Below are 1,857 nucleotides of genomic sequence, written 5' to 3' on the forward strand. Positions count from 1 at the left end.
GGGCGGGCACGGGCGTGTGCGGCCCCGGGTAGCCGTACGAGGGCTGCGGCGGCGGGGCGTATCCCGTGAACCCCGGCTGCTGGAACCGGCTGAAGTGGCGTATGTCGGCGAACAGGTAGTAGGCGAGGGTGGCCACCAGGGTGCTCAGCATGATCACCATGCCCGCGTTCCCCGGGCCCTGGAACTCCTCGTCGCCCGGGTCGATCCCGATCAGCACCATGGCCGTGACGTCGAGCGCGGTCACGCCCGCGAAGAGCACCCAGTCGTGGGCCTTGCGCGTCACGAGCGCGAGCCGGAGCATCGGCGCCCACGCGAACAGCCCGCACGTCACCACCGCGAGCACCACGAAGACCACGCGCAGCGTCACATGAGTGCCGCCGGAGGGTGGCGGCACCTGGGGCCGCGTCTGCGCGTAGCCGTGGCCGTGCATGGCTGCTCCTGGTACCTGAAGGACGAACGAATGCGGATTCGAGCGTATAGGCCGACACCGGCAACCGGTCCCGGGTTGTACCGAACCGTTGTCGTACTGGTCACGCCGCCGCCCGGGGAGCCGGTTCCGTCCTGTTCCGTCCCGTCGGCGGAAGCCTCCCGTCCTGTCGTCGGAAGCCTCCCGTCAGTCCGGCGGAAGGGTGCCGTCCGTCAGTCCGTCGTGCATGCCGCGCACCAGCCGCTCGCCGATCCGGCCCGCGCGCCGCAGCGCGTCCTCGAAGGCGGCCAGTTCGCGGAAGTGCCCGCTGTAGCCGCGCTGTCCGGCGAGCGGCAGCCGGGGCAGTTCGAGGCGCCGCACGTCGAGCCGTGCGGCGGTGGAGGCGTAGCTGCTTGCCCTGCGGTGGTTGGCGGTGCCGCGCAGGAAGCCCGCGAGGAACCAGGGGTCGAGGGCGTCCGGGTCGGGCCGCAGCAGGGTCAGGCCCCGGCCGAGCACCGCGCCCGCGTCGGCCTCGCCGATGACGCGGGCCGCCGCGCCGCCGCCGAAGACGGGGACGACGACGTCACCGGTCTCGGTGCGGACGCCGGGGCCGTCGGCCGCGCCGTCGTGGGCCGCGCCGGAGGGGGCGCCGCCGGTCAGGACGTCGTGGTCGGTGAGGACGGGGGCGCCTCCGCCGCCCGTGCCGGTGCCGGTGTGCAGGGTGAGGGCGCCCGCGCGGGCCAGTTCGCCGACGGTGGTCAGGGGCGGGCGCGGCGTCTCACCGGCGTCCCCGGCGCGTACGGACGGCAGGGCGGGGGTCAGCTCCGCGGCCCGGCGCAGCGCCTCGCCGAGGTCCTCGCGGACGGCCGCGAGTCCGGTGGGGCCGTCGCCGTCGGCGGCCGGGGGCGGCAGGCGGCGCGCGGGCGCCAGATCGACCTCGTCGTCCAGGAGTTCGAGCACCGGCACGGAACGGGCGAAACCGGGGAGTTCGGCGGTGCCGTGCGCGTCGAAGCGGCGCCAGGCCTCAAGGACGGCGTCCCGCACGGCGGTCCACGGCGTGTCGCGGCCCTCGGCGGCCCCGGCGGCCTCGACGAGGAGCAGCTCGGGCGCGGGCGGCACGGCGGGCCCCGGCCCGCGCAGCACCCAGATGTGCAACGGCAAGCTGTACGGGGGCGCGACGCCCGCGGGCAGCGCGATGACGGCGCGGAGGGCGCCCTTGCGCAGCAGATCGGCGCGGATGCGGCGGCCCGAGCGGCGGGACGCGGCGGCGGGCGGCATCAGGAGTACGGCCGTGCCGCCGTCGACGAGGCGGGCGAGCGCGTGCTGGACCCAGGCGAGCTCGGACTCGGCGCGGGCGGGGAAGCCGTACGTCCAGCGGGGGTCGTAGGCCAGTTCGTCGTGGCCCCAGTTCCGCTCGTTGAACGGCGGGTGGCAGAGCACGGCGTCGACCC

At 76.0% G+C, this 1,857-nt stretch carries 1 protein-coding gene and 1 pseudogene; both read right to left on the minus strand.

The genetic code is table 11. The features are described from left to right. Positions 1-430 (minus strand): annotated as a pseudogene (locus AB8Z36_RS39410) (hypothetical protein); the annotation flags it as partial. 183 nt (positions 431-613) lie between these two features. Beyond that, on the minus strand, positions 614-1,857 hold a 1,244-nt coding region (locus AB8Z36_RS39415), incomplete at its 5' end, for a class I SAM-dependent DNA methyltransferase (protein ID WP_369218170.1).

Origin of the sequence: Streptomyces flavofungini (assembly GCF_041028215.1) — a bacterium.
In the GTDB taxonomy this organism is placed as follows: domain Bacteria; phylum Actinomycetota; class Actinomycetes; order Streptomycetales; family Streptomycetaceae; genus Streptomyces; species Streptomyces flavofungini_B.